Below are 24649 nucleotides of genomic sequence, written 5' to 3'. Positions count from 1 at the left end.
ATGTCTCACAAATCGGATCCGCGCCCGTCGTCGGCGCGGTGCATGGGCAGGAGGATTCTGAATGTGGTTCGTCTCGGCGCGGGCTCGCATTCGACAATGCCGCCATGATCCCCGACGATTTTCGCCACCAGCGCGAGACCGAGGCCGCTGCCCTGGACCTTCGTCGTGACGAAAGGATCGAACAGATCGCTCATCAGTTCCGGGGGAATGCCGGGACCATTGTCGATGACGCCGAGCTCGATGGGCAGGCTGACCCGCTCCTGGGAGCCCGGGACCTGGAGCCGCACCCCGGTCCGGAAGGCTGTCGACAACACGATCTCCCCGTCCGGGGCATCGATGCCGACGGCCTCGGCGGCATTCTTCACCAGGTTCAGGATGACTTGGATCAGCTGATCCCTGTTGCCGAGCACGGGTGGAAGGGACGGGTCGTAGTTTTCGACGAAACGGATGTGCCGTGCAAAGCCGGACTGGGCGAGGCGCTTCACGTGGTCGAGCACCCCATGGATATTCACCGGCCCCCGCTCCACCGGCCTCTCTTCGCCGAACAGCTCCATGCGCTCCACGAGCTTCACGATCCGGTCGGTCTCGTCGCAGATGAGGCGCGTCAGCAGGCGGTCGTCCTCGCTGGCGGATTGCTCGAGGAGCTGTGCCGCGCCGCGAATGCCGGAGAGCGGATTCTTGATCTCGTGCGCCAGCAAGGCCCCGAGCGCGGTGATCGACCGGGCGGCTCCACGGTGGGTCAGCTGGCGGTTCATCTTGTCGGCGATCGTCCGCTCCTGGAGCATGAGGATCACGCTGTCGGCCTCATCGCCGAGCGGGCTGGCCGAAACGTCCACGATGCGTTCCGCGCCCAGGCGCGGGCTGCCGATGTCGACCCGGTGCTCGCTGACGCTGGAGCCCCGCTGGCGGACATCCTCCACCAGCGCCATCACGGGCGAGCCGAAGGGCAGCAGGTCGCCGAGCTTCTGGCGCAGCATCATGCGCAGGCTCATCTCGAAGAACGACTCGGCCGCCGCATTGGCATGGACGATCCGGTGCTCCGGCCCGACGGTCAGAACCGGAATCGGAAGCGCGTTCATGATCAGGTCGTTGATGGCCGCCACCGTCATGCCGCCTCCCGGCCCCGCTGCCCGTAAAGCGAGCTCAGCAGCGCAAGCACGGTCCTGGGCTCCTCGGAGGTCACCAGAGCCGCACGAAGCCCCGGCGCGACGGGAAAGCCAGCGGCGGCGGCCGCGTCGGCATAGGCGGCCAGGTGCTTGCGGGCATGCCGCACGCCGACCTTCTCGCCATAGAGCGACAGCAGCCCCGCATAATGTTCGAGGGCGATTTCGGTCATGTCCTCCGGGGACGGATCGGGTACGGTCACGCCCTGGAGGGCGGCGCCGATCTGGCCCACGAGCCAGGGCCTTCCAACCGCGGAGCGCCCTACCATCACGGCCGCCGCACCCGAGGCCGACAGGCAGCGCCGGGCATCGTCGAGCGACCCGACATCGCCGTTGGCGATGACAGGAATGCTCACCGCATCGACGACGTCCGCGATGGCCGTCCAGTCGGCCTGCCCCTTGTAGAACTGCTGGCGCGTCCGGCCGTGCACGGTCACGGCTTTGACGCCCAAGGCCTCGGCCCTGCGGGCGAGGTCGGGAGCGTTGATCGCGCCCTGATCCCAGCCGAGCCGCATCTTGACGGTCACGGGAACGCTCGCGGCCGTGACGGTCGCGTCGATGAGCCGGGCAGCGTGATCGAGATCCCGCATGAGGGCCGATCCCGCGAAGCCGCCGATCACGCGCTTGGCCGGGCAGCCCATGTTGATGTCGATGATCCGCGCTCCCGCGGCCTCGGCCACCCGGGCGGCCTCCGCCATCCAGCGCGGCTCACAGCCGGCCAGCTGCACGACGTGAGGCTCGATCCCGGCGCCTTCCGCCCGGAGCTGCGCCTCCTCGGAGCCTTGCACCAGCTCGTCCGACGCCACCATCTCGGATACGACGAGCCCGGCCCCCAGACGCTTGGCGATGCGCCTGAATGCGACATCGGTCACTCCGGACAAGGGTGCGAGAATGGCCGCCCTCTCGACCCGAACCGGACCGATGTGAAAGCCGCTTGCGCCTAATTTTTGATCAAAACTCATTGTGCCTAATCAATAGCCATTTCGCCCGCCGGTGCAAGCCCCTCTCACGGGGATTTGCTTTCCCGGCCCCTCGCGCTTAGGAGAACGTTCGTCGCGGAGATCTCGCCCGGATGTCAGTTGCCGCCCTCATCGTTGCCGCAGGCCGTGGATCGAGAGCCGGGGAAGGAATCCCGAAGCAGTACCGCCTGGTGCACGGGCAATCCGTCCTCGCAAGAACGCTCCTCGCCTTTGCTTCCCACCCGCGGATCGCCCGGGCCGTCGTCGTGATCCATCCTGACGACCAGGCGCTTTATGAGGCAGCGGTCCGGGGTTTGCCATCCGTCACACCGGCACTCCTGCCATGCGTCCATGGCGGCGCGACGCGGCAGGATTCGGTTCGCAGCGGATTGGACGCGCTGGCGGCTTCGGACCCCGAGATCGTCCTCGTGCACGATGCGGCCCGCCCCTTCGCGAGCCCTGACCTGATCGACAGAGCCATCGAGGCTGGCCTCCTCTGGGATGCGGCCGTTCCGGGGATTCCGGTCACGGATACGATCAAGATCGTCGGGGATCGGTCCGAGGTGGTCTCCACCCCGGATCGGTCGGCGCTCAGGGCGGTGCAGACCCCGCAATCCTTCAAGTTTCCGCTCCTCCTCGACGCACACCGCAACGCGGCGGCCTCGGGCCTTCATGGTTTCACCGACGATGGCGCCCTGGCGGAATGGGCCGGGCTGACGGTTCACGTTTTCGAGGGGGAAGCGGGCAATGCCAAACTGACCCATCCTGGCGATTTCCAAGAGGCCGAGCGGCGCATGACAAGCCGAGACACCCCATACCTGACCCGCCTTGGCACCGGCTTCGACGTGCATGCCTTCGGCGACGGCGACCATGTCTGGCTCGGCGGAGTCAAGGTTCCTCACGACCGCGGGGTGGTCGCCCATTCGGACGGCGACGTGATCCTTCATGCCCTGACGGACGCTGTCCTCGGCGCCCTGGCCGACGGGGACATCGGCACCCACTTCCCGCCGAGCGATCCGCAATGGCGCGGCGCCTCCTCCGACCGGTTCCTCTCCCATGCGGTGGAGCTCGTCCGCCGTCGGGGCGGGATGGTCGATCATCTCGACGCGACCCTGCTCTGCGAGCTACCGCGGCTCGGCCCCCATCGGGAGGAGATGCGGCAGAGGATCGCGGAAATCGCCGGCCTGCGCGTCGACCAGGTCTCGCTCAAGGCGACGACCACCGAGAAACTAGGCTTTACGGGCCGCCGCGAGGGCATTGCCGCGCAGGCGGCCGCCACGATCCGCCTGCCGGAGACAAGTCCATGACCCCTGAATTGGTGAACCGCGCCGCAGCGCTCCTCGAGGCCTATCGCCGGCGGGGCCTGAAGATCGCCACGGCGGAATCCTGCACCGGAGGCCTCGTGGCGGCGTTGCTGACGGAGATCTCGGGCTCTTCCGCTGTGGTGGAGCGTGGCTTCGTGACCTATTCCAACGAGGCGAAGACGGAGCTGATTGGGGTCCCGGCCGAACTGATCGTCTCCGAGGGCGCCGTCAGCGAAAAGGTCGCCCGGTCCATGGCGAAGGGCGCCCTCGCCCATTCGCGCGCCGACGTGGCTTTGGGCATCACGGGGGTTGCCGGCCCGACCGGCGGGACGGCCGCGAAGCCGGTCGGTCTGGTGCATTTCGGCCTCGCCCGTAAGGGGGCCGGGACGGTGCACCTCGAGCGCCGCTACGGCGACCTCGGCCGGGAGATTGTGCGTCGTCGGGCCGTCGAGGACGCCCTGTCCCTGCTCGAGCAGGTTCTTCGCTGATCAGGCGGTCTTGGCCCCGGCCCGGGACGCGGGCGGCGCGCCGTAGATCTCGTCCGCCCGCTCCTCGAAGGCTTCGGTGAACTTGCGGAAGGCCTTGTCGAAGACGCTGCCCATGAGAAGCCCCAGCGCGAAGCTCTTGAACTCGTAGTTGATGTAGAAATCCACCTCGCAGCCGCCCGGCGCCTCGCGGAACGTCCAGCGGTTCTCGAGATACTTGAAGGGCCCGTCCACGTACTCGACCGTGATCTTCCGACGGGGATCGTCGAGGGTCACCCGGGTGGTGAAGGTTTCCCGGATGGCCTTGTAGCCCACCGACATCGTGGCGACGAGCGACTCGATGCCCTCCCCGCTCTGGACCCGGCGCATGACCCGCAATTCTTCGCAGAGCGGCACGAATTCCGGATAGCGCTCCACATCGGCCACCAGGGCGAACATCTGAGCCGGCGTATGCTGGACGGTGCGCGTGGTGCGAAAGGTCGGCATGCTCAGGCGGCCTCTTTGACGGTTGCAAGCGTGGCCTCGAGGGCCGGGATCTCGGAGCGGGAGCGCAGGACGTAAACCTGCTGATCGGGGCGAAGACGCTCCAGCATCCGGGCTGTTTTCGGCCGCATCCGTCGCGGGTAGGACCAGATCCAGCGCATGAAGGACCAGTCGAACCGTTCCGGCCCCGCGTCGCCCAGATCGGTCCGGGAGCGACCGTAGTTCCTCGCCACCCGCCAGAGAACGCTCGACGCGCATCGCCAGCGCGGCAGGTCGAGCCAGACGATGGCGGTCGCCCGGGGAACACGAATATCGAAGGTGCTGGCGTAGTTGCCGTCCATGACCCAGGCCGGCCGGGCCGCGAGGGTCTTCACCCGCTCACGCCATTCGGCCCTGTCGGGCACGGTCCAGCCGGGGCCGAAATACTCCCGGTCGAGGTGGATCAGCGGCAGATCGAGGCGCCCTGCGAGACGGCTCGCCAGGGTGCTCTTGCCCGCGCCCGGGCTGCCGATCACCAAGATGCGCTGCATGCCAAGTCCGAACCGTGTCCGTCAGGTTTCAGCCGAGCTTCGCCAGACGAGCCGCCTTCAGCTTGGCAAAATCCTCTCCCGCGTGGTGCGACGAGCGCGTCAGCGGGGTCGAGGAGACGAGGAGGAAACCCTTGGCATAGGCCGTGGTTTCAAAGGCCTTGAATTCGTCGGGCGTCACGAAGCGAATCACCGGATGGTGCTTCTTGGTGGGCTGGAGGTATTGGCCGATGGTCATGAAGTCCACATCGGCAGAGCGAAGATCGTCCATGAGCTGGAGAACCTCGTTCCGCTCCTCGCCCAGGCCGACCATGATGCCGGATTTGGTGAAGATCGTCGGATCGAGCTCCTTCACCTGCTGCAGCAGGCGGATGGAGTGGAAGTAGCGGGCCCCGGGCCGGACCTTCAGGTACTTGGACGGCACGGTCTCGAGGTTGTGGTTGAACACGTCGGGCTTGGCCGCCACCACGATCTCGAGTGCGCCGGGCTTGCGGAGGAAGTCGGGCGTCAGGATCTCGATGGTGGTCTTCGGCGAACGGGCCCGGATGGCCCGGATCACGTCGGCGAAATGCTGCGCGCCGCCGTCCGCCAGGTCGTCACGGTCCACGGACGTGATGACCACATGCTCCAGGCCGAGCTTCTCCACGGCCTTGGCGACGCTCTCGGGCTCGTTCCGGTCGAGGGCCTGCGGCAGGCCGGTCTTCACGTTGCAGAACGCGCAGGCCCGGGTGCAGGTGTCGCCCATGATCATGAAGGTGGCGTGCTTCTTCTCCCAGCATTCGCCGATATTGGGGCAGCCGGCCTCCTCGCAGACGGTGACGAGCTTGTTCTCGCGCACGATCCGGTTGGTCTCGGCCCATTTCGGCGAACCGGGAGCCTTCACGCGAATCCATTCGGGCTTGCGCTGCTGAACGGGCTGGTCCGGCCGATGCGCCTTTTCCGGATGGCGGGGGCGTTGGTCCTTGTTGAGGAGGTCGAGAACGACGGCCATGAAGCTACAATCCCTGGGCGAGGGAACCCTGCCCTTCCTGATCTGCCGCTGATTTAAGACGTCCGGCGGACATTCGCAAATGCTCAGATGGCAGGCCTGCCCTATCGTTGCATCGTGACCGGGGTTTCCCGCCATCGACGAGCTCGCGGGGATGCCGCCGCTGCGCCGCTCCGTGCCGTTCCGGATCGAGCTCTTCGGACATGATCAGCTCCACGTCATCACGCCGGTGATCTCCCTTCCGTGGCGGCGGCGTTTCTCGGATCGGGATGGCCGGCCATGACGTGCGGAGGGCGTCAGGACGTGAGGGGCGTCAGCGACGCGGCGGGATGAGGGAGGAGGATCACACCCCGCCCGTGGCCGGGCCGACCCGCGACGCGAACTCGGCCGCCAGCTCGGGATAGCGCTCCATCGGCGGCAGGCTCTCGAAGCTGTGCAGGGCCGGTGTGGTGGCCCATGGGAGCTTCTCGCTCGTATAGGTCTCGATGAACGGCGGGAACCGGCCCGGGTCTTCGAGCATCGCGGTGCGGACGTTGACGAACTCGTCCATGCCCTCGGGCCGGGTGAAGAGCCAGCTCATGCAGTGCGGGCAGAAGAAGTGCCGCGTGGCACCGTGCAGTCCGCCGATCACGGGCTCGCCCTGCAGCACGGCAAACCGGTCGCTCGGATAAAGGACGCTCAGCGAGAAGGCGCTCGCGGTCATGCGTTGGCAACCCTCGCAATGACAGGCCATGGCGATGATGGGATGCCCATCGACACGAAACCTGACCCGACCGCACCGGCACCGGCCCTCGTGCCGGTTATCCGAACCCGCCATGTCCCCCTCCTCTTCAGAGCTGGAGGGCAAGATTGCTGCGGATCGCTGGCGGGCGTCAACGCCACTGGACCGGAGCGCTGATCGCTGCGCCGCGGCGTCCGCCCGGGATGCATTCAGAGCCCGGACCGCATGGCTCCGTCGAGAATCCTGAACACGCGCTCGTCCCCGCACTGGGCCACGTTGAAACGCATGAAATCGGCGGCGGTCTGCGCCGGGCTGAAGACATTGCCGGGCGCGAGCACCACGCCGCCCCGAAGCGCGTGCCGCGCCACGTCGGCGGCGTTCAGGCGATCCGGCAGACGGCACCAGAGCAGCATGCCGGCCTCGGGTTCCAGCCACGGTTCGATGCCGAGGGCGCGCAGACGCCGCAGAGTGTCCGTCCTCGCCTTCGCAAGGCGGACCCGCAGCCCGTCCAGGTATTTGCGGTAGGTGCCGCTGCCGAGGACGCTGAAGACGAGATCCTGCGACAAGGGACTGCTGGCAAAGCCGGTGGCGATCCTGAGATCGACCAGCCTGTCGATCCAGTCCGTCCTGGCCGCGATGTAACCGCACCGGAAGGAGGCTGAAAGCGTTTTGGAGAAGCTCCCGATCCGCACCACGCGGTCGAGGCCGTCGAGAGCGGCGAGCCGCGGCGCCGGCTCCCTTTCGAAATCGGCGAAGATGTCGTCCTCGACGATGAGGGCCCCATGGGTTTCGGCGAGCTTCAGCACCTTGTGGGCCGTCGCGGCTCTCAATGTGGCGCCGGTCGGGTTATGGAGGCCGGAGGTGGTGATGTAGAGGCGGGGCCGGTGCTCGGCGAGCGCCGTCTCGTATGCCACGAGATCGGGCCCCTCCGGGGTATAGGGGACGCCGACGATCTTCGCGTGATGGGCACGCAGAACGGCCAGGAAGTTGAAATAGCAGGGATCGTCCACCAGGACCGCATCGCCCGGTTGCAGCAGGAGCCGGCATACGAGATCGATTGCCTGGGTGCCGGATTCGGTCAGCAGGATCTGGTCCGGACCGGCATGAAAGCCCTGCTCGGCCATGCGGCGCGACAGGAGCTGACGCAAAGGCGCCAGTCCTCCCGGCGTGCCGTAATCGGTCAGCTTCGCGGTTTCCCTGGTCCGGGCGAGCTGGCGGAGGGCGCGGCGGATGTCTTCATCGGGCAGCCATTCGGCCGGAAGCCAGCCGCAGCCGGGCTTGAGCATCCCCGGCCCCGCCTCCAGGGACTGTCGCGACACCCAGAACGGGTCGACGGCCCGGTCGAGGCGCGGCCCGAGCTCCGCGAGAGACAGGGGCGGCGGCGCCGCCGCGCTGAAGAAGCCGGAGCCCGGCCTCGACCGGATGACGCCTTCCGCCGCCAGCCGGTCATAGGCCTCGACGATTGTGGACTTGGACACGCCCATCGTCGTGGCAAGGGCGCGGATCGACGGCAGCTTCGCGCCCGGGTTCAGGGACCGGCTTGCGATCCGCGCGCGGACCGCCTGCATGACATGCTCCACCCGGGTTCCGGGCGGGCGATTGGTTCCGAGCTCATCCACTGTACTGCCTCCATGACCATGACAGTTCGGATGAACTGTACTGGACCGTACCTGGAAAAACCATGTGATCGAGCCGAGAAGATCATCCCGCGGAGGCACGGACATGGACCGGACGAAGACAGGATGGATCAGCGGCTTCGTCGGCGTGCTGATCTTCAGCGGCTCGCTGCCGGCCACGCGCGTGGCCGTGGCGGATTTCGATCCCCTGTTCCTGACCGTGGCGCGGGCCTGCATCGCCGGGCTCCTCGGCGCCGCCCTGCTGATGATCCTGCGCCAGAAGCGCCCGGCCCGGTCCGACCTTGCCGCCCTCGGGATCGTGTCGCTGGGCGTCGTCATCGGCTTCCCGCTCCTGACCGCCTTGGCGCTCCGACATGTCACGTCGGCCCATTCGATCGTGTTCATCGGCCTCCTGCCCCTGGCGACAGCGGTCTTTGGGGTGCTGCGGGGGGGCGAGCGGCCGCAGCCGGCCTTCTGGGTCTTCTCGGGGCTCGGCGGCGCGATGGTGGCCGGGTTCTCGCTGCTCCAGGGATTCTCGGCCTCACCGGCCGGCGATCTGCTGATGGTCGGGGCGGTTCTTCTCTGCGGGCTCGGCTACGCCGAAGGCGCGACGCTGGCGCGGCGGCTCGGCGGATGGCAGGTCATTTCCTGGGCGCTGGCCCTGTCGCTGCCCGTCACGGGGCCGCTGACGCTTCTCACATGGCCCGACTCCCTGGGTGGAATCGGCGTCCCGGCATGGCTCGGGCTCGCCTATGTGTCCCTGTTCTCCATGCTGATCGGCTTCGTGTTCTGGTACCGGGGCCTCGCCCTGGGAGGCATCGCCGGCGTGGGGCAGCTGCAGCTCCTGCAGCCGTTCCTCGGCCTCCTCTGGGCGGCCGCCCTTCTGCACGAGACGGTCGGGTGGTCGATGATCGCCGCCACGCTCGCGGTGATCGGCTGCGTGGCCGGCGCGAAGAGATTCGCCAGGCCCGAGAGGGCGGGCGTCACGCTTCTGCCGAAGGTCCGGGTGGGCACCCGCTCCTAACATCCGGCGATCAATCCGTGGTCACGGCGGTCTCGACGTCGGACGGGTCGACCTGCCGGTTGAGGCCCGCATTGAGCTTGTCGCGGTCGAGCTCGCCCTCCCACCAGGCCACGACCACGGCGGCCACGCCGTTGCCGGTGATGTTGGTGAGCGCGCGCACCTCGCTCATGAACTTGTCGATGCCGAGGATGATCGCCATTCCGGGCACGAGGGCCGGGTTCACCACCGCCAGGGTCGCGGCCAGCGTGATGAAGCCCGCCCCGGTGACGCCGCTGGCGCCCTTCGAGGTGAGGAGCGCCACGAGCAGGATGGTGAGCTGCTGGCTGAGGGTGAGGTCGTAGCCGAGCGCCTGCGCGATGAACAGGGTCGCCAGGGTCATGTAGATGTTGGTGCCGTCGAGGTTGAACGAATAGCCGGTCGGGACCACGAGGCCCACGACGGATTTCGAGCAGCCGAGCCGTTCGAGCTTCTCCATGAGCTGCGGCAGGGCGCTCTCGGACGAGCTGGTGCCGAGCACGATCAGCAGCTCGTCCTTGATGTAGCCGATGAACTTGAAGATGCTGAAGCCCACGATCCGCGCGATCACGCCCAGCACGACGAAGATGAACAGCGCCGCCGTGGCATAGAAGGTCACGATCAGGCCGAAGAGGTTTCCCAGCGCCGAGGGGCCGTAGCGCCCGATCGTGAAGGCCATGGCCCCGAAAGCCCCGATCGGGGCCGCCTTCATGACGATGGCGATGACGCCGAACATGCCATGTGCCACGTCGTCGATGATATTGCGGACCGTCTCGCCCCGCTCGCCGAGAACCAGGAGGGCGAAGCCGAACAGGATCGCGAACAGCAGGACCTGGAGGATGTCGCCCTGGGCGAAGGCCCCGACCACGCTGTCGGGAATGATGTGCAGAAGGAAATCGACCGGCTTCTGCTCGGCGGCCTGCTTGGCGTAGCCGGCGACTGCGGCCGGGTCCGGCGTCCCGGCGAACCCTGCGCCCGGCTTCACGATATTGCCGACGAGAAGGCCGATGACGAGCGCGAAGGTCGACACCACCTCGAAATAGACCAGGGCCTTGATGCCGACCCGTCCCACCTTCTTGGCGTCCTGGATGTGGGCGATGCCGGACACCACCGTGCAGAAGATGATCGGCGCGATGACCATCTTGATGAGCTTGATGAAGCCGTCCCCGAGGGCCTTGATCCAGTCGCTCTTGGCCAGGTCCGGGAAGAGCCAGCCGACGAGAATGCCGAGAAAGATCGCGATCAGAACCTGGATGTAGAGAACCTTGTACCAGGGCTTCCTGCGGGACTGCGAGGTCCGGACCTCGTCCCTCATTGCGACGCTTGTCATCGCCGCCTCCTCCCGTGCCGACGGTCTGGGCGGCTGTCCCCGTCGTCAGACGGCGCAGCCAGGGCCGTTTCACCGGTCCTGGCTGGTTAATTCCTGGAACTCGCCTTGGGTCCACGCAAAGTTGGGGACCGGAGCGCCTCAGATGTGGATCACCCGGTCGTAGGCATCCATGACGCTCTCGTGCATGGTCTCAGACAGGGTCGGGTGCGGGAAGACGGCGTGGATCAGGTCTTCTTCCGTTGTCTCGAGATTCATCGCGATCACGAAGCCCTGGATCAGCTCCGTCACCTCGGCGCCGACCATGTGGGCGCCGAGCAGCTGGCCGGTCTTCTTGTCGAAGATCGTCTTCACCAGGCCGTCGGGCTCGCCGAGCGCGATGGCCTTGCCGTTGCCGATGAACGGGAAGCGGCCGACCCGGATGTCGTAGCCCTGCTCCTTCGCCTTGGCCTCGGTGAGGCCCACGGAGGCGATCTGCGGGTTGCAATAGGTGCAGCCCGGGATCTTGGCCTTGTCCATGGCGTGGGCATGCAGGCCCTTGATGGTCTCGACGCAGATGACGCCCTCGTGCTCCGCCTTGTGCGCCAGCATCGGGGGGCCAGCCACGTCGCCGATGGCGTAGATGCCGGGCACATTGGTCCGTCCGAGGCCGTCCGTGACGACCACGCCCCGTTCGATCTTCACCCCGAGCTTCTCCAGGCCGAGATTCTCGATGTTGCCGACGACCCCGACCGCCGAGATCATCCGCTCGGCGGTGATGGTCTGCGTGCCGCCCTTGCCGTCGTCGATGGTGGCCGTGATGGAGTTCGCGCCCTTCTCGACCTTCGTGACCTTGGCGCCCGAGAAGATCTTCATGCCCTGCTTCTCGAAGCGCTTGCGGGCGAGCGCGGCGATTTCCGCGTCCTCCACCGGCAGGATCTGCGGCATGACCTCGACCACGGTCACGTCCACGCCCATGGTGCGGTAGAAGGAGGCGAACTCGATCCCGATGGCGCCCGAGCCCATCACGATGAGCGACTTCGGCATGGAAGGCGGCACCATGGCCTCGAAATAGGTCCAGATCAGCTTGCCGTCCGGCTCGATGCCCGGCAGCGCCCGGGGACGCGCGCCGGTCGCCACGATGACGTTCTTGGCCTGGTAGGTCCCGGGCTCCAGCACGCCTTTCGGAACGGGGTTCTGCGGCTGCATGGCGGGCTTCTTCGGGGCGGTCACGACCACCTCGCCGACCTTCGAGATCGTCGCCTCGCCCCAGATCACGTCGACCTTGTTCTTCTTCAGCAGCATGCCGACGCCGCCGTTAAGCCGGCCGGAGACGCCGCGCGAGCGGTTGACGATGGCGGCCGCGTCGAAGCCGATGCCCTGGGCCGACAGGCCGTAATCCTTGGCGTGCTCCATATAGTGGTAGATCTCGGCCGAACGCAGGAGCGCCTTGGTCGGGATGCAGCCCCAGTTGAGGCAGATGCCGCCCAGATGCTCGCGCTCCACCACGGCGGTCTTGAACCCGAGCTGGGCCGCGCGGATCGCCGCCACATAGCCCCCCGGCCCGCCGCCGATGACGATGATGTCGTACTGGTTTGCCATAGTGCTAGTTCCCCTGCGCGTACTGCGCGATGCCGTGACCGAAGGACCAGTTTTCCTTTTCGACTTCGATCAGGTTGATGAACACGTCCTCGGGACGAAGGCCGGGATCCGCCCCGAGCTTCTCGACGATCCGTCTGAAGAGGGCCTTCTTCTGGTCGATGGTCCGTGTGTTGCTGACGGTGAGCTGGATGATGACGAGATCGTCGCTCCGCGGGATGTCGAGATAGTTCGCCCCGTAGAAGAAGTTGTCGCCTTCGTGCTCGCTGACGGTGACGAAGAGATCGTCCTCGGGAACGTTGAACGTTTCGCGCAGGGCGAGATAGACCCCGTCCGCCAGCGCCTTCCGATAGGCGGGCGTCTTGCCGTTGCGAAGCGAGATGCGGATGAGCGGCATGGAGCCTCCCTATCGCCGACAGAGAATGGCCGGGACAAGCCCGGCCATGACGTCTTTCAGACCAGCATGCCCATCGGGCTCTCGATGAGCTGCTTGAAGGCCGCCAGGAGTTCCGCCCCGAGCGCCCCGTCGACCACCCGGTGGTCGCAGGAGAGCGTCACGGTCATGGCCTGCACGACCGCCGGTGCGCCGTTCTTCACCACCACCCGCTGCTCGCCGGCGCCGACCGCAAGGATCGTGCCGTGGGGCGGGTTGATGACGGCCTGGAAGTCCTTGATGCCGTACATGCCGAGATTCGACACCGCGGTCGAGCCGCCGGTGTATTCCTCCGGCTTGAGGCGGCGGTTGCGGGCCCGGCCCGCCATGTCCTTCACCTCGGCCGAGATGGCCGTGAGGGTCTTCTGCTCGGCCCTGCGCACGACCGGGGTGAACAGGCCGCCCTCAATGGCGACCGCCACGCCCACGTCGGAGTGCTTCATCTTCAGGATGCGGTCCTCGGCCCAGACCGCGTTTGCGGCCGGCACGCGCTGGAGCGCGATGGCGAGCGCCTTGATGACGAAGTCGTTGACCGAGAGCTTGTAGGCGGGCTTGCCGTCCTTGTCCTTCCCGGCCGCGTTGTTGATCTGCTCGCGCAGCGCCATCAGGGCGTCGAGTTCGCAGTCGAGCGCCAGGTAGAAGTGCGGCACCGTCTGCTTCGACTCGACCAGGCGCTTGGCGATCGTCTTGCGCATGCCGTCGAGCGGCACCTCCTCGTAGGAGCCGGCCTCGAACATCGCCTTGACCTGGTCGGCGCCCATGCTCGGCGCGAGCTGCGGGGCCGCCGGCTTGGCCGCCGGTGCCGGCGCAGCCGCCGCCGGAGCGGCGGCGGGCTTGGCGCCGCCGCCCTGGAGCGCGGCGCGGACATCCTTCTCGACGATCCGGCCATGCGGTCCCGAACCCCGGACCGACCCGAGGTCGACGCCGGCTTCCTTCGCGATGCGCTTGGCGAGCGGAGAGGCGAAGACCCGGTTGCCGGTCTGCTGCCCTGCCCCGTTGGGCTTGGCCGCCTGCGCGGGGCCGGCCGGCGCCTGATCGACCCGGGCATAGGACATGTGAGCCGAGGCATCGCCAGGAATGGCATTGGCCTGCGGCTGAGGCGCCGCCGCGGGAGCGGCCGGCGCCGGTGCGGCTTCCGCCTTGGGCGCCGGAGCCGGAGCGCCGCCCGCGGCGGGAGCCGTGACGCTCTTCGGGTCCTCGCCCTCGCCGGCGATCAGGGCGATGAGCTGGTTGACCGGAACATCGGCCGTGCCTTCCGGAACGACGATCTTGGCGAGGATGCCTTCGTCGACCGCTTCCACCTCCATGGTGGCCTTGTCGGTCTCGATCTCGGCGATCACGTCGCCGGATTTCACCGGGTCGCCTTCCTTCTTCAGCCACTTGGCAAGGTTGCCCTTTTCCATGGTGGGAGACAGGGCGGGCATCAGGATATTGATGGGCATGGCGTTGATGGATCCTGATCTGGAAAGGTTTAATTGATCGCCTGCGTCGAGCCCGGATCGCTCGGATCGTCGAGCTCGGCCTGGATGCCGGCCGTGATCTCGGCGAGAGCCTCCTCTTCGGAGAACTCGGTTTCCATGGCGTAGACGCGCGCGGCATGACGGGCGAGATCCACCAGGAGCACGCCCCAGGTGAACGGATCGTCGAAGGCGCGGCGCAGCGCGATGCTCACCGCCCCGTCGACGACCGAAGCCCTCAGGATCTCGACGCCCCCTTTTTCCAGGGCGTCGGGCGGAACGTTGAGAGCCTCGAATTTCCGTTCAGTCATTTCATCACCTGTAGCAAACGGCCTTCGCCGCCTGCACCACTTCCGCCACCGACGGGAGCGCGAGCTTCTCGAGGTTGGCCGCGTAGGGCATGGGCACGTCCTTGCCGGTCACGCGGATCACCGGGGCGTCGAGATAGTCGAACGCATTCTCCATGATGCGCATGGCGATCTCGGCGCCGACGCCCGATTGCGGATAGCCCTCTTCCACCGTGACGCAGCGGCCGGTCTTCATGACCGAGGCGACGATCGTGTCGGTGTCCATGGGGCGGATCGTGCGCAGGTCGATGACCTCGGCCTCGATGCCTTCCTTGGCCAGTTCCTCGGCAGCCTTCAGCGCGTAGGTCATGCCGATGGAGAAGGACACGATGGTCACGTCCTTGCCCTGACGGTGGATGCGCGCCTTGCCGATCGGGACCGTGAAGTCGTCGAGCTTCGGCACCGGGAAAGACTGGCCGTAGAGAATCTCGTTCTCCAGGAACACGACCGGGTTCGGATCGCGGATGGCGCTCTTGAGGAGGCCCTTCGCGTCCGAGGCCGAGTAAGGCGCCACGACCTTGAGGCCAGGAACCTGCGAATACCAGGCGGCGAAGTCCTGGCTGTGCTGGGCGGCCACGCGGGCGGCGGCCCCGTTGGGCCCGCGGAACACGATGGGAGCGCCGAGCTGGCCGCCGGACATGTAGAGGGTCTTGGCGGCCGAATTGATGATCTGGTCGATCGCCTGCATGGCGAAGTTGAAGGTCATGAACTCGACAACCGGGCGCAGGCCCGTGAAGGCGGCGCCGACGCCCACGCCGGCAAAGCCGTGCTCGGTGATCGGCGTGTCGATCACGCGCTTGGCGCCGAATTCCTGCAGAAGGCCCTGGGTGACCTTGTAGGCGCCCTGGTACTCGGCCACCTCTTCGCCCATGACGAACACCGTGTCGTCCTTGCGCATCTCTTCCGCCATGGCGTCGCGAAGCGCCTCGCGGACCGTCATGGAGACCATCTCGGTCCCTTCCGGGATCTCCGCCATGGCATCGTGCGCCGTGCGGGTCTGGATCACGTAGGGGGCCGCAGGCTCGCCCACCGGAGTCACGTCCGTACCCTGGATGGAATCCGGCGACGGGCGGTCGGCCATGCCTTCCCGCTCCATGTCGGGCGTCGGTGCCGGCTGGGACTCCGGCGCCGGAGCGGCCGGCGCCTTGGCCGACGCGGCCGCGGAGGAAACGTCCTCACCCTCGCCGGCCAGAATCGCGATGGGGGTGTTCACGGCCACGTTGTCCGTGCCGTCGGAGATGAGGATCTTGGCGAGGACGCCCTCGTCGATCGCCTCGACCTCCATGGTGGCCTTGTCGGTCTCGATCTCGGCCAGCACGTCGCCGGGCTTGACCTGATCGCCTTCCTTTTTCAGCCATTTGGCCAGTTTGCCCTGCTCCATGGTGGGCGAGAGGGCAGGCATGAGAATATCGATCGCCATTAAAAGACTCGTTTTGATTGTCGCAGCGGCGAGATTCGGGGGGAAGCGACGCCAACGCGTCGCTTAGAGGAGGATGTCCGTATAGAGCTCGGACGGATCCGGCTCCGGATCGTGCGTGGCGAACTCGGCCGCCTCGTTGACGATCTCGCGCACCTTGCTGTCGATGGCCTTGAGCTCGTCTTCCGACAGCTTCCAGCTCTCCAGCAGGCGGCGGCGGACCTGCTCGATCGGGTCGTATTCCTCGCGCATGCGGGTCACCTCGTCCTTCGTGCGGTACTTCGCCGGATCGGACATGGAGTGGCCGCGGTAGCGGTAGGTCTGCATCTCGAGGATGTACGGACCCTTGCCGGTGCGGGCATGCTCGATGGCGCGCTGGCCGGCGGCGTAGACCGCGCGGACATCCATCCCGTCCACCTGCTCGCCCGGGATGCCGAAGGACAGGCCGCGCTTGGAGAAGTCCGTCTGGGCGGACGCACGCGTCACGGCCGTGCCCATGGCGTATCGGTTGTTCTCGATCACGTAGACGACAGGCAGCTTCCAGAGCGCCGCCATGTTGAAGCTCTCGTAGACCTGGCCCTGGTTGGCCGCGCCGTCCCCGAAATAGGTCAGGCAGACATTGCCGTTCTCGCGGTAATGGTTCGCGAACGCGATGCCCGTCCCGAGCGACACCTGCGCGCCCACGATGCCGTGGCCGCCGTAGAAATGCTTCTCCTTGGAGAACATGTGCATGGAGCCGCCCTTGCCCTTTGACAGGCCGCCGCGACGGCCCGTCAGCTCGGCCATGACGCCCTTCGCGTCCATGCCGCAGGCCAGCATGTGACCATGATCGCGGTAACCCGTGATCACCTGGTCGCCCTCTCGCGTGGCCATCTGCATGCCGATGACGACGGCCTCCTGGCCGATATAGAGGTGGCAGAAGCCGCCGATCAGTCCCATGCCGTACATCTGGCCGGACTTTTCCTCGAAGCGGCGGATCAGCAGCATATCGTTATAAGCTGACAGATCCTGGTTCTTGTCGAATTGTGGGGAGTTGGGGGTGGCTCCGTTCTTGGAGCCTTTGCTGGGGGTAGTCTTGTTAGCCGCGCCTGCACCGGCACGGCCCGCCTTGCGGGCAGCAACAGCCATCGGGTCCTCCGAAGGGTTTCCTCGACGAAAGTTGTAGCGCAGTCGGAATCGGAAAGCGAGTAGGTCAAAAGGTGTTTTGCGGTGCACAATGAAATGCACAACCTATTGGCCCGCAACTGAAATTTTCGATCAACTCGATTTCAGTTAAGCAGAACTTTTAAGTTATTGTTAATTACGGTCCGGTGATGATCACCAGGTCGTTCTTGTGCACGCGGCCCAGCATGACGCGCGCCCGCTCCTCGAGCAGATCGCGGTCGATCTGATCGCTCCGGAGCAGCGCGATGCGGCGCTCCCACTCGGAGCGCTGGGTCTTTAAACCATCGAGTTCCGCGGAAAGTTCGGCGACCTGCGCCTCATACTTTTGTTGCGCCTCGATGCCGCGCGCGCCGCTATGGGCGTGATGGACGAAATAGGCCGCCACCCCGGCCGAGATGCTGTAGAGCACCAGCGGAATCAAGAATCGTCGTGCGCGTCTGCGGATCACCATGAAGACGAGTCATACACCGGCATGGTTAAGGAGGTGTTGACCAGGGGCACTGCGCGCCCTTCCGAGCCCGGGTCGCCGCGCCGCCCCAGCCCGGGCGTCACCGCTCGGGACTGCAACGGGATCACGCAACCGCGGAGGCCCGTCCGCGCTCGAATGGGGCACGGACGGGTCGGTCAGAACACGAAGAAGTCGCTCGCCGACACCTTGAGCGGGTGCCCGGCCAGGGTGGCGAACTGGACGGCCTGCTTCGCCCCCGTGCCGTCCTTGTCGTAGAGCAGCGCGCCGGTATTCTTGTTGTAGATGATCCGGTCGCTGGCATCGTGGGCGGCCGTTCCCACATGGAATGCCCCCTTCGCGAGGGCGCCCTTCTTGATCGTGCTGAAGATCGACTTCGCCAGATGGATGGTGTCGTCCGTGAACGAGAAGTCGACGATCTTGTCCAGATTGCTCTTCTTGTTGGCCGGATTGGTCTTGCCGAGCTTCGAATCGAAAACGAAGACGTCCCGGCCCCCGCCCCCGGTGAGGATGTCGTTCCCGGCCCCGCCGTTGAGGGTGTCGTTGCCGAGGCCGCCGCCGAGGCGATCCTTGCCCGCCCCGGCGACGATCCGGTCGTCCCCGCCGGTGCCATCCGTGATCTCGGTCGAGATGTCCCGAACGGCGATCCTGAAGGTCTGGTCCGTGAACTGACCGGCCTTGTCGGTGGCGCGGACGGTGATGCTGTGCGCCGATGCCTGCTCGTAATCGAGCTTGACTCCATCGGCCACGACCACGTTCCTCCCCGAGGCGTCGAGCTTGAAGCGCCCGCCGGCGTCGTCGATCAGCGTGAAGGTCACCCTGTCGTCCGGATTGGCATCGAGGGCCGACAGGATCCCGACCTGATCGCCGTTCGCGGCGAGTTCGTTCACGGCGGTTCCCATGAAATTCACCTGGGTCGGCTTCTCGTCGGGGACAACCGTCACGGTGGCCTGCGTCGTGTTGCCGAAGCTGTCTTCCAGGGTGATCTTGACCTCGCGGGCGGCGGCGGTCGGGCCGGTGCTCGTATAGGTCAGGGAGCGGATGAGCTCCTGAACCAGCGCGGGCGTCGCGCTTGTGGAGAAGGAGATGGTCAGATGCGAGGAGGTCTCCTCGCTCACATGTCCGATCTCTGTCCCGTTGACGGTGATGGTGGTGGCATCCCGGGCGATCTTGCCGATGGTGTCGAGCCCCAGACGGTCGAGCGCCTCGGAACCGTTCACCACATCGATGGTCAGCGTTCGCATGAACGGACTGTCGTCGGACAGAACGGCATTCCGCCCATAATCGAGAGGGACGGGCCTCTGCGGGGTGATGTAGAGGCGGTCGCCGTTGAGCCCTGAGATTTGAGGCGGTTCATCCGAATCCGTCCCGGATATGTCCTGAACAAACTCGAATCCCTGAAGGTGCAGCTGGTCACGTTCCTCGGGGTTGAAGCTGTCTCCGCTGAGGACGATTTTGAGCCCGGGTTGGTAGGCGAAAGTCTTGAGAGCCAAAGCTTTGTCGTCAAACGTCACGACACTGCCGGCAGCCGAGGCGAACCTGATCAGCTCGATGTGGGTGATGATCTTGTCGGAAAAATCGACGGGGCCGCCGGTGATGACCAGGGTGTCAGACTCCGCGTCCGGGTCGGAGCCTGTTCCGCCATCGATTGCCGTGATACCGGACATTTGCTGTGCCGTGAGCACGATGGTGTCGTCACCGGTTCGGCCCACGATGAATTCGACATTCTTCAGCTCGGCAAGCAATCTAAAATCGAAATCGCCTCCGATCCCAACGAACTGCAGAGTATCGTTGCCATCGTCACCGTCCAGGGTATCTCCTTCATCGAGGGCGACTGCCGAGACCGCGAATGTATCGTCCGCCGAGGTACCCGTCCTCGCCTCCACGCCCTTCTCGAGGAACACGACCGACGCGGGCGCCACCTGGACCGTCATGTCGGCGACGTACATGTTGTCGTCGGACATGACGGCGATCGAGATGGCGCGCTCGAAGATGTCCGATGAGGTCGAAACATTGGTGTAGGTCACCGCATGGATGAGTTCTTGGACCTGAGTCGTCGTGACCCCCGCCTCGAGATCGATCCACATGACCGAGTTCAGGCTCGAGATCGTGCCGATGACGGTGCCATCGTAAAGAATCTTGGCCCCTTCCTCGAGGTCGCCGGACAGGGTGATGTGGCCGAGGCTCGTATCGATCCCGAGCCGGTCGGTTGGATCCCCGCCCAGGCTGTTATCGACGATGAGGGATCGCAGAGGCTCGTTCGCGTCGATGAGATCGAGCGTCGCATCGCCATCCCGGTCGATCAGAACGGCCTCCTGAACGGTGGTCTGGACCACGTCCCCGTCCAGATTGCCGATCGTGAGAGCATCGAGCGGCCCAAGCAGTGATAAATTCATGTTTAAATTCCTATGACTGGGAAGACTGGATCGTCGATGAAGCCAGGGCCACAGCCCCCACCAGTACCTTCACTACCATAGGATCATGAATCGTTAAAACATATCAAAAGACGAGCGGTCTCTTCATAGGCTCACGGATGCACAAAGGGGGCCTTTCGGCCCCCTCTCTTTCACGCGTTCTCGCGACGTTTCGTTGGGACGAGCTTGGCTCAGCGCAGCGCCTTCAGGGCCGCCCGGCCGGCATAGCGCGCCTGGGGACCGAGCTCTTCCTCGATGCGGATGAGCTGGTTGTACTTGGCGGTCCGGTCCGAGCGGGCGAGCGAGCCGGTCTTGATCTGCCCGCAATTGGTCGCGACCGCGAGGTCCGCGATGGTGGAATCCTCCGTCTCGCCGGAGCGGTGGGACATGACCGCCGTGTAGCCGGCCCGGTGGGCCATGTCGACGGCGGCAAGCGTCTCGGTGAGCGAGCCGATCTGGTTCACCTTCACCAGGAGCGAGTTGGCGACGCCCCGCTCGAGGCCCTCGGACAGACGCTCCACGTTGGTCACGAACAGGTCGTCGCCGACGAGCTGGCACTTGGACCCGATCAGGTCGGTCACGGCCTTCCAGCCCTCCCAGTCGTCCTCGGACATGCCGTCCTCGATGGTGGCGATCGGATAGGCGGACACGAGCTTGGCCAGGTACTCGGCCTGCTGCTGCGGGTTCAGCTTCTGGCCGGTTCCTTCGTAATGGTAGGCGCCGTCCTTGAAGAACTCGGTGGCCGCGCAGTCGAGACCGAGCACGATGTCCTGGCCGGGCTTGTAGCCGGCCTGCTCGACGGACTTCATGATGAAGTCGAGGGCGGCCTCCGCCGAGGGAAGGTTCGGGGCGAAGCCGCCCTCGTCGCCCACATTGGTGTTGTGGCCGGCATCCTTGAGGGCCTTCTTCAGGGTGTGGAACACCTCGGATCCCATGCGCACGGCTTCCGCCAGGGTCGGGGCGCCGACCGGCATGATCATGAATTCCTGGAAGTCGATCGGGTTGTCGGCATGGGCGCCGCCGTTGATGATGTTCATCATCGGAACCGGCAGGACGCGGGCCTGCGTGCCGCCCACGTAGCGGTAAAGCGGGAGTGCCGCGGCATCGGCCGCCGCCTTGGCCACGGCCAGCGACACGCCCAGGATGGCGTTGGCGCCCAGGCGGGCCTTGTTCGGGGTGCCGTCGAGCTCGATCATGGTCTCGTCGATGGCGACCTGCTCCTCCGCGTCCATGCCCCCGATGGCGTCGAGAATCTCGTTGTTGACCGCGTCGACGGCCTTGAGCACGCCCTTGCCGAGATAGACCGACTTGTCGCCGTCGCGCAGCTCCACCGCCTCGTGGGCCCCCGTGGAGGCGCCCGAGGGCACGGCGGCCCGGCCCATGGAGCCGTCTTCGAGGGTCACATCCACCTCGACCGTGGGATTGCCCCGGCTGTCGAGGATCTGGCGGGCGAAAACGTCGATAATGGCGGTCATGGGGCAGGCTCCTGCGGGCTGAAGTGCGGCCGGCGCCGCCCGGATGACGGGTGCGGCCTCAAGTCATGAATTGGCTTATTGACCGAAATGCCCATGTGAGCAAGGACGGCAAGAGCTTTCCCCTTATCAATCCAAGGTCAATTCCCGATGACGGAAACCAGTCTCCAGCTCGGCCACGCCAGCGCCCAGCCGCAATCCCCCGAGGAGGCGCAGCTCGACCGGGTGCCCAACCCGCATCCCGACACCGATTATCTCGCCCGCTTCACCGTGCCGGAATTCACCTCCCTGTGCCCCGTCACGGGACAGCCGGATTTCGCCATCCTGGTGATCGACTACCTGCCCGGTCCGTGGCTGGTCGAATCCAAGTCGCTCAAGCTCTACATGCACAGCTTCCGCAATCACGGCGCCTTCCATGAGGATTGCACGGTGGCTATCGGCAAGCGCCTCGCCGACCTGCTGGAGCCCCGCTACCTGCGCATCGGCGGCTACTGGTACCCGCGCGGCGGCATTCCCATCGACGTGTTCTGGCAGACCGGCGAACTGCCGAAGAACCTCTGGCTGCCCGATCAGGGCGTGGCGCCCTACCGGGCCCGCTGAGCGGCGGGCCGGGTCAGGAGGGCTGACGCGGTCACGCCGACCCCTACGATGATCAGGGCGGCGATGCCCGTCGCCCCGGCCAGGCCGATATTGCGCAGGCCGACCCCCATCGCGACGACGCCGAGCGCCTGACCGCAGAAGAACGAGAAGGCGTGGAGAGCGACCGCCGAGGCGCGCGCTCCCGGAGCCACTTCGGTCACCTGGGCCTGGAAGGTGTTGTGAAGCATGTAGAAGCCGAGGCCCATGAGCAGCAGGCCGATGGCATCGAGCTTCCAGTCGCCGCCGAGGCCCAGGACAACGAGGGCGGCCCCGGCGAAGAAGCCTCCGCCCAGGAGGATCCTGCCGATGCCGAGCCGCCTCAGCATCCAGCTCACGAGGGCGGAATAGATCAGGCCGCCGACCGCAAATCCGCCGATGGCGAAGCCGGCCTCCGCGGCCCCGCCCCCGCCCCGCTCCTCGAGCAGCGGCGCCACATAGGGAAAGATCCCGAAAATCGCGATGGCCTCGACGAAGACGAGGCTGAAGAGAGTGAGCGCCCGCGGGTTGGACAGGATGTCCCGATAGCGCAGGAGCGCGCTCTCGAGATCGAATTTCCCGCCCGGCGACGCCCCCCGGAAGCCGATCACGGTGGCGGCGAAGGCCAGGGCCACCAGGCCGGTCGAGAGAGTGAACACCCCGCGCCAGCCGATCAGCTCCGCCAGGAGTCCGGCAAAGGACGAGCCGGCCAGCTGCCCGATGATCACGGCGACCAGGTAGCGGCTCAGGGCGACCTGGCGCTTGGCCATCTCGACCCGGTCGCCGATCAGCGCGATGGAGAGCGGCACCGCCCCGCCGGCCGCCGCGCCCGCGACGATGCGCAGCGTGAAGAGCGTCGCCGCGTTCGGGGCGAGGACCGAGCAGGCCAAGGCCAGGAAGAGAAGCGCCAGCGCCACCTTCATGACGCGCTCCTTGCCCAGGGCATCGCCGATCGGGCCCAGGACCGGCTGGATGAAGGCGTAAGGCAGCGCGAAGGCGGCGGACAGGAGCGCGATCGTCTGCGGGGCGGAGTTCAGGTCGCGGGCGATGATCCCGACCATGGGCTCGACGGCCCGGCCCGAGAAGGTGCTCGCGAAGCCGCTGGTGGCGAGGATCAGGATCAGGTTGCGGGAGGACATGGAATCCCAATGAAAAAGGCCGTGAACGGAGCTCACGCTCCTTATCACGGCCTCGTCGCGGCACGAGGATCAGGAACGCAGACCTGACCTCCTGAAAAGTCATGGAAAGGTCAGGCCGCCCTGCCCTTCGCCAACGCGTCGAAGGCCTTCAGCTGCGCCAGCAAGCCTTCGAGCTCTTTCAGCGGAACCATGTTGGGCCCGTCCGACGGAGCCTTGTCCGGGTCCTGGTGGGTTTCGATGAAGACGCCGGCCACGCCGACCGCGACGGCCGCTCGGGCGAGCACCGGCACATATTCCCGCTGGCCGCCCGACGTCGTGCCCTTGCCGCCCGGCTGCTGCACCGAATGGGTGGCATCGAAGATCACCGGGGCGCCCGTCTCGGCCATGATCGGCAGAGAGCGCATGTCGGACACCAGGGTGTTGTAGCCGAAGGAGGCCCCGCGCTCGGTCAGCATCACGTTGGGGTTTCCGGCTCCCGTCACCTTGGCGGCCACGTTCGCCATGTCCCAGGGCGCCAGGAACTGGCCCTTCTTCACGTTGACCACGCGCCCGGTCCTGGCCGCGGCGATCAGCAGATCGGTCTGGCGGCAGAGGAAGGCGGGGATCTGCAGGATGTCGACCACCTCGCCGACGGGGGCGCATTGGTCGTTCTCGTGCACGTCGGTGATCACCGGCAGACCGTATCTCTCCTTCACCTCGGCGAAGATCGACAGCGCCTTGTCGAGGCCGATGCCGCGCGCGCTGGAGATCGAGGTCCGGTTGGCCTTGTCGAAGGATGACTTGTAGACCAGGCCCAGACCGAGCCTTCCGGCGATCTCCTTGAGCGCGGCCGCCATTTCGAGCGCGTGGTCGCGGCTCTCCATGGCGCAGGGGCCGGCGATGATGCTGACGGGCAGGTGGTTGCCGAAGCGGACGGAGCCGGCCTCGACGACGGTGGGGTGCTGTTTCGGATCGGTCATGCGCCGTCTCTAGCCTTTCTGGACCGGCAAGCAAAGCGGCGATGCGCATGGCTTCCGGTCGCGGATGGCGGCCGCCGCCTCTCCGGCAGCGGCCCGGCCGCCGGGCTCACCGCACCGGAGCGAAACGACCCTTAACCAAAAGATCAGCAAACCCCGTGCTTCCAACCAAAGGTCGATTTACTTTAGGTCAATTCGAAAACAGGATGCTATCTGCCTGGGAAAACTGAGAAAATTTACCTTCAGGCCGATCTGAACCGGACCGACCTATTGACGTGGCGGCGCGTGGGGGGCGCACTAATGTCCGAAGACAGCAAGATGCAGGAACTGGTCGCTCTCAGGACCGCGCTGGGGTTCACGCAGAGCAGAATGGCGCATGAGATCGAAATCAGCCTGCGCGACTACCAGTCGTTCGAGTGGGGCGAGAACGAGATCCCGGATCTCTATCTCCGGGCGATCGAGCGGATCGCCATGCTGTATGCCGTCCGACACAAGAATCCGATGCTGGTGCCTCCTGGCATGCGGGCGGAGGCCTTGCAGTTCGCCCGCATGGTCGAGGCGAGCCTCTGACGGCGTCTC

General features: G+C 66.2%; 24 protein-coding genes. 5 read left to right on the top strand and 19 right to left on the bottom strand.

The genetic code is table 11. From position 1 onward, the window contains the following. Window positions 1-5: 5 nt before the first annotated feature. Window positions 6-1109 (bottom strand): two-component system sensor histidine kinase NtrB, encoded by a 1104-nt coding sequence (locus tag OCW50_RS07185; RefSeq protein WP_262296945.1) that lies wholly within the window; start codon window positions 1107-1109, stop codon window positions 6-8. Beyond that, a complete protein-coding gene (gene dusB / locus OCW50_RS07180) occupies window positions 1106-2125 on the bottom strand; it encodes a tRNA dihydrouridine synthase DusB (protein WP_262296944.1) in 1020 nt (339 codons plus the stop codon). Before dusB ends, OCW50_RS07185 begins: the two co-directional genes overlap by 4 nt. Before the next feature lie 110 nt (window positions 2126-2235). Here dusB and OCW50_RS07175 point away from each other — a divergent pair, with 110 nt between their 5' ends. Both OCW50_RS07175 and OCW50_RS07170 read left to right on the top strand, forming a co-directional pair. After that, window positions 2236-3429, top strand: a complete 1194-nt coding sequence (locus OCW50_RS07175) for a bifunctional 2-C-methyl-D-erythritol 4-phosphate cytidylyltransferase/2-C-methyl-D-erythritol 2,4-cyclodiphosphate synthase (RefSeq protein WP_262296943.1) — start codon at window positions 2236-2238, stop codon at window positions 3427-3429. Then, window positions 3426-3914: a CinA family protein gene (locus OCW50_RS07170; protein WP_262296942.1), complete on the top strand. Its 489-nt coding sequence runs from the start codon at window positions 3426-3428 to the stop codon at window positions 3912-3914. The genes OCW50_RS07175 and OCW50_RS07170 overlap by 4 nt, the downstream gene beginning before the upstream one ends. Here the strand turns inward: OCW50_RS07170 and OCW50_RS07165 are convergent, their stop codons facing one another. The 5 genes from OCW50_RS07165 to OCW50_RS07145 all read right to left on the bottom strand — a co-directional run bounded on the left by OCW50_RS07165 (window position 3915) and on the right by OCW50_RS07145 (window position 8249). Continuing rightward, entirely contained in the window at window positions 3915-4397 is a 483-nt protein-coding gene (locus OCW50_RS07165) for a type II toxin-antitoxin system RatA family toxin (RefSeq protein WP_262268968.1), read from the bottom strand. A gap of 2 nt (window positions 4398-4399) precedes the next feature. Beyond that, window positions 4400-4924, bottom strand: coding sequence for a P-loop NTPase family protein (locus OCW50_RS07160; RefSeq protein ID WP_262296941.1), 525 nt, complete (start codon window positions 4922-4924; stop codon window positions 4400-4402). A gap of 28 nt (window positions 4925-4952) precedes the next feature. Next, window positions 4953-5912 (bottom strand): lipoyl synthase, encoded by a 960-nt coding sequence (gene lipA / locus OCW50_RS07155; protein WP_262268966.1) that lies wholly within the window; start codon window positions 5910-5912, stop codon window positions 4953-4955. 340 nt (window positions 5913-6252) lie between these two features. Beyond that, window positions 6253-6726, bottom strand: a complete 474-nt coding sequence (locus OCW50_RS07150) for a GFA family protein (protein WP_262296940.1) — start codon at window positions 6724-6726, stop codon at window positions 6253-6255. Between the two features lie 113 nt (window positions 6727-6839). Beyond that, window positions 6840-8249, bottom strand: a complete 1410-nt coding sequence (locus OCW50_RS07145) for an aminotransferase-like domain-containing protein (protein ID WP_373371322.1) — start codon at window positions 8247-8249, stop codon at window positions 6840-6842. Window positions 8250-8352: 103 nt separating this feature from the next. On the opposite strand from OCW50_RS07145, the gene OCW50_RS07140 reads away from it, so the two are divergent. Then, window positions 8353-9270, top strand: a complete 918-nt coding sequence (locus tag OCW50_RS07140) for a DMT family transporter (RefSeq protein WP_262296939.1) — start codon at window positions 8353-8355, stop codon at window positions 9268-9270. 10 nt (window positions 9271-9280) lie between these two features. On the opposite strand, the gene OCW50_RS07135 is transcribed toward OCW50_RS07140, so the two are convergent. From OCW50_RS07135 to eno, 10 genes are all read right to left on the bottom strand, one after another. Continuing rightward, complete coding sequence (locus OCW50_RS07135) at window positions 9281-10615, bottom strand: dicarboxylate/amino acid:cation symporter (protein ID WP_262268963.1); 1335 nt, start codon at window positions 10613-10615, stop codon at window positions 9281-9283. Between the two features lie 138 nt (window positions 10616-10753). Next, a complete protein-coding gene (gene lpdA, locus OCW50_RS07130; RefSeq protein WP_262296938.1) occupies window positions 10754-12193 on the bottom strand; it encodes a dihydrolipoyl dehydrogenase in 1440 nt (479 codons plus the stop codon). A 4-nt stretch (window positions 12194-12197) separates the two neighbouring features. Further along, window positions 12198-12587 carry a tautomerase family protein gene (locus OCW50_RS07125; RefSeq protein WP_262296937.1) on the bottom strand — a complete coding sequence of 130 codons (390 nt, stop codon included), beginning with the start codon at window positions 12585-12587 and terminating at the stop codon, window positions 12198-12200. Between the two features lie 56 nt (window positions 12588-12643). Beyond that, on the bottom strand, window positions 12644-14065 hold the full coding sequence (locus OCW50_RS07120) for a pyruvate dehydrogenase complex dihydrolipoamide acetyltransferase (protein ID WP_262296936.1): 1422 nt from the start codon (window positions 14063-14065) through the stop codon (window positions 12644-12646). A 29-nt stretch (window positions 14066-14094) separates the two neighbouring features. After that, the gene (locus tag OCW50_RS07115; protein ID WP_009491179.1) at window positions 14095-14391 is read right to left on the bottom strand and encodes a DUF5076 domain-containing protein; all 297 of its coding nucleotides are present in this window, start codon (window positions 14389-14391) and stop codon (window positions 14095-14097) included. Between the two features lie 4 nt (window positions 14392-14395). Continuing rightward, window positions 14396-15847, bottom strand: coding sequence for a pyruvate dehydrogenase complex E1 component subunit beta (locus OCW50_RS07110; RefSeq protein WP_262268959.1), 1452 nt, complete (start codon window positions 15845-15847; stop codon window positions 14396-14398). Between the two features lie 63 nt (window positions 15848-15910). Next, entirely contained in the window at window positions 15911-16972 is a 1062-nt protein-coding gene (gene pdhA / locus OCW50_RS07105; protein WP_262296935.1) for a pyruvate dehydrogenase (acetyl-transferring) E1 component subunit alpha, read from the bottom strand. Window positions 16973-17144: 172 nt separating this feature from the next. Beyond that, on the bottom strand, window positions 17145-17459 hold the full coding sequence (locus OCW50_RS07100) for an FtsB family cell division protein (protein ID WP_173950535.1): 315 nt from the start codon (window positions 17457-17459) through the stop codon (window positions 17145-17147). Window positions 17460-17632: 173 nt separating this feature from the next. Continuing rightward, window positions 17633-19870, bottom strand: a complete 2238-nt coding sequence (locus OCW50_RS07095) for a hypothetical protein (RefSeq protein ID WP_262296934.1) — start codon at window positions 19868-19870, stop codon at window positions 17633-17635. Between the two features lie 209 nt (window positions 19871-20079). Continuing rightward, a complete protein-coding gene (gene eno / locus OCW50_RS07090) occupies window positions 20080-21363 on the bottom strand; it encodes a phosphopyruvate hydratase (RefSeq protein WP_262296933.1) in 1284 nt (427 codons plus the stop codon). A gap of 147 nt (window positions 21364-21510) precedes the next feature. On the opposite strand from eno, the gene queF reads away from it, so the two are divergent. Beyond that, window positions 21511-21960: a preQ(1) synthase gene (gene queF / locus OCW50_RS07085; protein WP_262296932.1), complete on the top strand. Its 450-nt coding sequence runs from the start codon at window positions 21511-21513 to the stop codon at window positions 21958-21960. Here the strand turns inward: queF and OCW50_RS07080 are convergent. After that, window positions 21945-23114 (bottom strand): MFS transporter, encoded by a 1170-nt coding sequence (locus OCW50_RS07080; protein ID WP_262296931.1) that lies wholly within the window; start codon window positions 23112-23114, stop codon window positions 21945-21947. The genes queF and OCW50_RS07080 overlap by 16 nt on opposite strands. Before the next feature lie 110 nt (window positions 23115-23224). Continuing rightward, window positions 23225-24073 (bottom strand): 3-deoxy-8-phosphooctulonate synthase, encoded by an 849-nt coding sequence (gene kdsA / locus OCW50_RS07075; protein ID WP_262268953.1) that lies wholly within the window; start codon window positions 24071-24073, stop codon window positions 23225-23227. A gap of 297 nt (window positions 24074-24370) precedes the next feature. Here kdsA and OCW50_RS07070 point away from each other — a divergent pair, with 297 nt between their 5' ends. After that, complete coding sequence (locus OCW50_RS07070; protein WP_262268952.1) at window positions 24371-24640, top strand: transcriptional regulator; 270 nt, start codon at window positions 24371-24373, stop codon at window positions 24638-24640. Window positions 24641-24649: the final 9 nt, after the last annotated feature.

Source organism: Microvirga sesbaniae (assembly GCF_025460805.1).
Lineage (GTDB): Bacteria > Pseudomonadota > Alphaproteobacteria > Rhizobiales > Beijerinckiaceae > Microvirga > Microvirga sesbaniae.
This window is presented reverse-complemented; position numbering and strand designations above follow the sequence as displayed.

Coding starts and splice junctions, on each gene's coding strand:
- OCW50_RS07185 (WP_262296945.1), bottom strand. CDS start 1,109: ATGACGGTGGCGGCCATCAACGACCTGATCATGAACGCGCTTCCGATT.
- dusB (WP_262296944.1), bottom strand. CDS start 2,125: ATGAGTTTTGATCAAAAATTAGGCGCAAGCGGCTTTCACATCGGTCCG.
- OCW50_RS07175 (WP_262296943.1), top strand. CDS start 2,236: ATGTCAGTTGCCGCCCTCATCGTTGCCGCAGGCCGTGGATCGAGAGCC.
- OCW50_RS07170 (WP_262296942.1), top strand. CDS start 3,426: ATGACCCCTGAATTGGTGAACCGCGCCGCAGCGCTCCTCGAGGCCTAT.
- OCW50_RS07165 (WP_262268968.1), bottom strand. CDS start 4,397: ATGCCGACCTTTCGCACCACGCGCACCGTCCAGCATACGCCGGCTCAG.
- OCW50_RS07160 (WP_262296941.1), bottom strand. CDS start 4,924: ATGCAGCGCATCTTGGTGATCGGCAGCCCGGGCGCGGGCAAGAGCACC.
- lipA (WP_262268966.1), bottom strand. CDS start 5,912: ATGGCCGTCGTTCTCGACCTCCTCAACAAGGACCAACGCCCCCGCCAT.
- OCW50_RS07150 (WP_262296940.1), bottom strand. CDS start 6,726: ATGGCGGGTTCGGATAACCGGCACGAGGGCCGGTGCCGGTGCGGTCGG.
- OCW50_RS07140 (WP_262296939.1), top strand. CDS start 8,353: ATGGACCGGACGAAGACAGGATGGATCAGCGGCTTCGTCGGCGTGCTG.
- OCW50_RS07135 (WP_262268963.1), bottom strand. CDS start 10,615: ATGACAAGCGTCGCAATGAGGGACGAGGTCCGGACCTCGCAGTCCCGC.
- lpdA (WP_262296938.1), bottom strand. CDS start 12,193: ATGGCAAACCAGTACGACATCATCGTCATCGGCGGCGGGCCGGGGGGC.
- OCW50_RS07125 (WP_262296937.1), bottom strand. CDS start 12,587: ATGCCGCTCATCCGCATCTCGCTTCGCAACGGCAAGACGCCCGCCTAT.
- OCW50_RS07120 (WP_262296936.1), bottom strand. CDS start 14,065: ATGCCCATCAATATCCTGATGCCCGCCCTGTCTCCCACCATGGAAAAG.
- OCW50_RS07115 (WP_009491179.1), bottom strand. CDS start 14,391: ATGACTGAACGGAAATTCGAGGCTCTCAACGTTCCGCCCGACGCCCTG.
- OCW50_RS07110 (WP_262268959.1), bottom strand. CDS start 15,847: ATGGCGATCGATATTCTCATGCCTGCCCTCTCGCCCACCATGGAGCAG.
- pdhA (WP_262296935.1), bottom strand. CDS start 16,972: ATGGCTGTTGCTGCCCGCAAGGCGGGCCGTGCCGGTGCAGGCGCGGCT.
- OCW50_RS07100 (WP_173950535.1), bottom strand. CDS start 17,459: ATGGTGATCCGCAGACGCGCACGACGATTCTTGATTCCGCTGGTGCTC.
- OCW50_RS07095 (WP_262296934.1), bottom strand. CDS start 19,870: ATGAATTTATCACTGCTTGGGCCGCTCGATGCTCTCACGATCGGCAAT.
- eno (WP_262296933.1), bottom strand. CDS start 21,363: ATGACCGCCATTATCGACGTTTTCGCCCGCCAGATCCTCGACAGCCGG.
- queF (WP_262296932.1), top strand. CDS start 21,511: ATGACGGAAACCAGTCTCCAGCTCGGCCACGCCAGCGCCCAGCCGCAA.
- OCW50_RS07080 (WP_262296931.1), bottom strand. CDS start 23,114: ATGTCCTCCCGCAACCTGATCCTGATCCTCGCCACCAGCGGCTTCGCG.
- kdsA (WP_262268953.1), bottom strand. CDS start 24,073: ATGACCGATCCGAAACAGCACCCCACCGTCGTCGAGGCCGGCTCCGTC.
- OCW50_RS07070 (WP_262268952.1), top strand. CDS start 24,371: ATGTCCGAAGACAGCAAGATGCAGGAACTGGTCGCTCTCAGGACCGCG.